Source organism: Candidatus Symbiopectobacterium sp. NZEC135 (assembly GCF_025962695.1).
Map to the genome: position 1 here is coordinate 1 of NZ_JAGFPF010000126.1, position 4,443 is coordinate 4,443.

The 4,443-nt window shown below is 54.4% G+C and carries 7 protein-coding genes; 6 read left to right on the forward strand and 1 reads right to left on the reverse strand.

What is annotated here, in order from left to right; genetic code table 11:
- From J5224_RS23485 to J5224_RS23500, 4 genes are all read left to right on the forward strand, one after another.
- On the forward strand, positions 1 to 1,174 hold a 1,174-nt coding region (locus J5224_RS23485; RefSeq protein WP_413544716.1), incomplete at its 5' end, for a VirB4 family type IV secretion system protein.
- A gap of 25 nt (positions 1,175 to 1,199) precedes the next feature.
- Complete coding sequence (locus J5224_RS23490; RefSeq protein WP_264627650.1) at positions 1,200 to 1,916, forward strand: type IV secretion system protein; 717 nt, start codon at positions 1,200 to 1,202, stop codon at positions 1,914 to 1,916.
- A 10-nt stretch (positions 1,917 to 1,926) separates the two neighbouring features.
- The gene (locus J5224_RS23495) at positions 1,927 to 2,154 is read left to right on the forward strand and encodes an EexN family lipoprotein (RefSeq protein WP_264627651.1); all 228 of its coding nucleotides are present in this window, start codon (positions 1,927 to 1,929) and stop codon (positions 2,152 to 2,154) included.
- A 7-nt stretch (positions 2,155 to 2,161) separates the two neighbouring features.
- Positions 2,162 to 3,190, forward strand: a complete 1,029-nt coding sequence (locus J5224_RS23500; protein WP_264627652.1) for a type IV secretion system protein — start codon at positions 2,162 to 2,164, stop codon at positions 3,188 to 3,190.
- Between the two features lie 18 nt (positions 3,191 to 3,208).
- Here J5224_RS23500 and J5224_RS23505 read toward each other — a convergent pair whose 3' ends face one another.
- Positions 3,209 to 3,331, reverse strand: a complete 123-nt coding sequence (locus tag J5224_RS23505; protein ID WP_264627655.1) for a hypothetical protein — start codon at positions 3,329 to 3,331, stop codon at positions 3,209 to 3,211.
- Positions 3,332 to 3,404: 73 nt separating this feature from the next.
- Here J5224_RS23505 and J5224_RS23510 point away from each other — a divergent pair, with 73 nt between their 5' ends.
- Positions 3,405 to 4,088 carry a virB8 family protein gene (locus J5224_RS23510; RefSeq protein ID WP_264627653.1) on the forward strand — a complete coding sequence of 228 codons (684 nt, stop codon included), beginning with the start codon at positions 3,405 to 3,407 and terminating at the stop codon, positions 4,086 to 4,088.
- Positions 4,085 to 4,443 (forward strand): TrbG/VirB9 family P-type conjugative transfer protein (locus J5224_RS23515; protein ID WP_264627654.1); only part of this gene is annotated, 359 nt, incomplete at its 3' end. The genes J5224_RS23510 and J5224_RS23515, both read left to right, overlap by 4 nt.

Here is a 4,443-nt window from a genome sequence, read left to right on the forward strand (position 1 = left end):
GCGCGATGACTTCAACGAAAACACGCCAGGCAATACCGCCATTATCGGTAAAACCGGATCGGGCAAGACCCTGCTGATGACCGTGTTGCAGCAGTTGATGCAGAAATACCGTAACCCGGCCACGTTTGCCGGATCGGCCACCATCAAACGACTGACCACCGTGTATTTTGATAAAGATCGGGCAGCGGAGATGGCGATCCGCCAGATGGGCGGCCATTACTTCCGGATCCGCTCAGGAGTTCCGACCGGGTTTAACACGTTTTCACTGGCCCCCACCCGGCGCAACATCGGCTTTATCAAGCGACTGATACGCATGCTGTGCCGTCGCAACGACGCGCCGTTAGATCCGCGCGACGAACAACGGATCAGCACCGCCGTGGAAACCATCATGCTGGACTACCCGCAGGCATACCGCCGCTTTGGTATCACGCGGCTGCTGGAAGTACTGCCCGAAGCGCCCACCAGAGAGGCCAGAACCAACGGGTTACGTATCCGCCTGAAACCTTGGGCACAGGGCGGTGAATTCGGCTGGGTGTTCGACAACGAGCAGGACAGCTTTGACATCGGTGACAGCGATAATATTGGTATCGACGGCACCGAGTTTCTCGATGATGACGACATTCGCGGGCCCGTCACCTGTTACCTGTTGTACCGCGTGACCGGCCTGCTGGACGGTCGCCGACTGGTGATGTTTATGGATGAATTCTGGAAGTGGCTAGCCGACATCGAGTTTTCTACCTTCTCGCTCAACATGCTCAAGGTGATCCGCAAGCTGAACGGCATCTTTATCGCAGCCACCCAGTCACCGGATGAGATCGTCAGGCACCCGATTGCCCCGGCCATTATTGAACAGTGCAGCACACAACTCTTTCTCGCCAACCCGAAAGCCAGCCGTACCGATTACGTAGAGAAACTCAAAGTCCCGGAAAGCGTTTACGACATCGTGAGAAACCTTGATCCCGGTGAGCATTACATGGTGGTAGTGAAAACACCGTTACACACTGGGGAGACCCGCCCCTTTATCGCACTGGCAAAAATGGACCTGTCCGGCCTCGGCAGACTCACCAAACTGCTAAGCGGGACGGAAGACAACCTGAAGCTCTTTGACACGCTCTATCAGCCGGGCATGCCACCCGGAGAATGGAAAGAAAAATTCCTCGCATTAGCCATCTGACACCACCACCACAGAGGTGATCATCATGCCTGTCCGACACGCCATGCTGGCGCTGTCGCTGTTTATTGCCCTACCGGCAATCGGCGGCGGCATCCCGGTATTCGACACCATACAGAACGCCGAATCCATCAGACAGTGGACTCAGGAATTAAAGCAATGGGAGGAGACCGTCACCCACTATAAAAGCCAGCTTGATGCCTATCAAAAGCAATTAGCCACCGCAACCGGCATTCGCGATATTCAGGGTTTTCTCAGCGAGACCCGAAACCTTAAAACCGATATTGATGCGTTACGCAAAAACGGGATTTCACTCGATACGTTACTGACCCAGCCGGACGGGGAATATTCCTCGGCGCTGAATAAGCTGTACGACAAATACCAGGCTTTTAATGTATGCAACCCGGCCAGCGCATCTGACTACTATCAGGCTATCTGTCGGCAAATCGTCCTCAATCAGGCGCTCGCGATTGAGAATACCCGTGACGTTGAAACACGCATCGGCAACGCGCTCAGCGATATAGCCCTGTTATCCGCGCGCATCACCGATGCCAAAGACACCAAAGAATCACAGGATCTGGCCAATGCCATAGCGGCCCGAAGTGTGCAATTAAACGTACTGACTCACCAATGGGAGATGACCGTCAAACAAACTGAGCAACGCGCCGCATTGCTGGAACAGCAACGGCGGCAGGCATTCAACAAGCAGCAAGCCACCGCCCCCATTCCTGACTTTAATCACTGAGAGGTCAACCATGAAAACCCCTTTTCTCCTTTATCCAGCCCTGCTCGCTACATTATTACTGGCAGGGTGTGATTCTCCCAAATCAATAGCGTGGTACAAGGCGCACCCGAATGAATTAACCGTCCGATATAAAGAATGTGAATATTCCGGTGACGATTCTCAGGATTGCCGCAATGTGCGTGAAGCACGGTTTCAACTCAGCCAGGAGAACGCCCCGGTTCCCAACTTCAATCAATGAGGTCCCCATGTCAGCAGGTCTCTTTGTCGGAATGGACAAGGCCATCACTGACGGGTTACATGCCGTACTACAGGGGCAAACCGCTGTGTACGGCAATATGATCCGTGTTATCGCCGTGAGTTCATTCACCTTGTTTATCACTTATCGCGGCTACCAGACGCTCGCCGGAAAACGCCAGACCCCGGTTGAAGATATCGCCTGGGATATGGGACGCATGGCGTTAGTCATGACGTTCGTGTTAAATCTCGGCGGCTGGCTGGATATTGCCCTGCTCGCCATAGATGGATTGCGGGAGGGCGTCAGCGGCAATGACAACGTCTGGGCATTACTGGATACGGTGTGGGAAAAGACCCAGGTTATTGCGCAACAGCTCTATCAACGGGATGAATCAACCTACCTGAAGTTGAATGGCAGTCTGGCGGAAGGTCTGGTGTGGGGCGGTGCGCTCATTACCTTATTGCTGGGTACCGCCGTTAACCTGCTCGCTGAGATCACTATTCTGTTGATGACCACCACCGCCCCGCTGTTTATTTTCTGCCTGCTGTATGGCTTTCTGATCCCGATGTTTAATAACTGGCTGAAAATTATCTTCACCGCCATTCTTACCGTGATGTTTTCCGCCTTGTCGATACGTATTGTGATTAATTACCTCAACGGGGTATTCGATGAGGCGACGCATTTCGCCGACAACGCCAATATCATCACGCTGGGCGCGCAATGCGCTATTGCCGGAGCCATTGCGGGCATCATCATTTTCTTTTCAGCCAAAATCGCCAGTGCATTAGCCAGCATCGCCGTTCACGCGGCATTGCAGGGTGCAGCGATGGCGGGCATCGGCGGCGGAATAAGAAAATCCGCTGATGCCACCAGGCCAACCCTCAAAGCAGGTGCGTCCGCAGCCAGACTGGTGGCAAAAGGCAGTATTACAGCGGGTAAGGCTATCGCCAGCACTACCGGCAACGCGATCTCCGCCTGGCAAAAACGCGCCGCGTCCATCGAAAGTATGAAACACCTCAACCTGCAACGTCACCGCTAAGCATTCTCCCCCATTCCCTCACCGTACCCGCACCACGCCGTCAGGCGCGGTGGGGTCACGTTCATCATCGAAGGAGTTGCCATGAAACCCAGCCTGTTTCTCCTGCTGCTGTGCGCGCTTATCGGCTGCGCACGGCATCACGACGAGCTCCCGCCGGTCTCCGGCGACCGGGAGCCCGTCAATTCCCCGGCCATCATTCATGAGGTCACCGCGCATGTTTGAAACCGAAAAAATCATTGCCTCGTCCCGCCGCTTTGAAAGCGTCATGCTGGAAAAAGAGGCCCGTGAAAAAAAGCTCGCCTGGCGTCTGGCAGCGACAGGTGCCCTTCTCACCGCGCTGGCGCTCATTGCCATCATTCTGCTGCTGCCGCTGAAAACCACCAACGTTGAATTATGGTCGGTGGATAAGCAAACCGGGCGTTATGAATATATGACGCGCATTAAAGAGCGGGACATTGCCACCCAGGACGCCCTTGCTCATGCCTTCGCAGCGCAGTACGTCACATTGCGCGAAGGGTATAACTATTTTTCACTTCAGCGCGATTACGACGAGGTGCAGTTATTTAACAGCGACAGCGTGAACCGGGATTATCTGGACCAATTTAATGGCGTGCAGGCACCGGATATTCTGTTTAATAAAGCGGAATACCGGGTGGAGATCGACATTATTTCCAATGTCCATGCCCCGGCCACCCAGCCGGATAATCTCGCTACCCTTCGCGTCAAACGCACCCTCAGGCACATTGCCGATAACGCGGTCAAAACCGATTTCTGGAATATCCGCCTGACCTACCGCTATCTGCCACACAAGGTGCTGACCGACAGCCAACGCGAGATAAACCCGCTCGGGTTTATCGTCACCAGTTACCAACGCGATAAAGAGTTGAGGAAAGAATGATGCTGAAAATTATCCTGCCCCTCGGCCTTCTCTTCATGTCCTGCGTCTGGGCCGCCTCGGTGCCCCAGAGCAGCAGATACGATCGCCGGATACAAAACGTCACCTACAACAGCCAGAATGCCACCGAAGTGAACACCCGCCCCGGCTATCTCACCACGCTGCTGTTTGATGATGATGAACAGGTTATCGACGCACAAACCGGCTTTGCCAAAGGATGGACGGTCACCAAAAATGGCAACCGGGTAGACGTCAGCCCCACGCCCATCAGCCAGCCGGTCACCGATACCCCGGGCAACAGCGTCAATCAGGTGTTTCTGCCGACCGGCAAGGACTGGAACACCAATCTGATTGTGGT

Bases quoted from the DNA above. Each gene is read 5' to 3' on its own strand.
- J5224_RS23510 (WP_264627653.1), top strand. From the start codon at position 3,405: ATGTTTGAAACCGAAAAAATCATTGCCTCGTCCCGCCGCTTTGAAAGC.
- J5224_RS23490 (WP_264627650.1), top strand. From the start codon at position 1,200: ATGCCTGTCCGACACGCCATGCTGGCGCTGTCGCTGTTTATTGCCCTA.
- J5224_RS23495 (WP_264627651.1), top strand. From the start codon at position 1,927: ATGAAAACCCCTTTTCTCCTTTATCCAGCCCTGCTCGCTACATTATTA.
- J5224_RS23500 (WP_264627652.1), top strand. From the start codon at position 2,162: ATGTCAGCAGGTCTCTTTGTCGGAATGGACAAGGCCATCACTGACGGG.